Genomic DNA, 242 nt, shown 5'->3' on the forward strand with positions numbered 1-242 from the left:
AAATCTGTTATATTCCTGCTTTCATCAAACTTCGGCGAGATCATAACTATGTTTTACGCAATTCTAATTGGGTTGCATGCCCAGCAAACCGAGATACAGATTTTATGGATTAACCTGATAACAGAAACGCTCCCTGGGCTCGAACTGGGAGTTGATGTGAATGATAAAAAGGAGATAATGACGCGCACGCCAAGAAACGCGACGGAGAGCCTGTTTGCAAATGGAGAGTTTGCAAGGACGAT

At 43.4% G+C, this 242-nt stretch carries 1 protein-coding gene; it reads left to right on the plus strand.

Going from position 1 to position 242, the window contains the following annotated elements:
- Positions 1-48: 48 nt before the first annotated feature.
- On the plus strand, positions 49-242 hold a 194-nt coding region (locus ACYVTD_RS19165), incomplete at its 3' end, for a cation transporting ATPase C-terminal domain-containing protein (protein WP_461249165.1).

Source organism: Treponema sp. R6D11 (genome assembly GCF_054786075.1).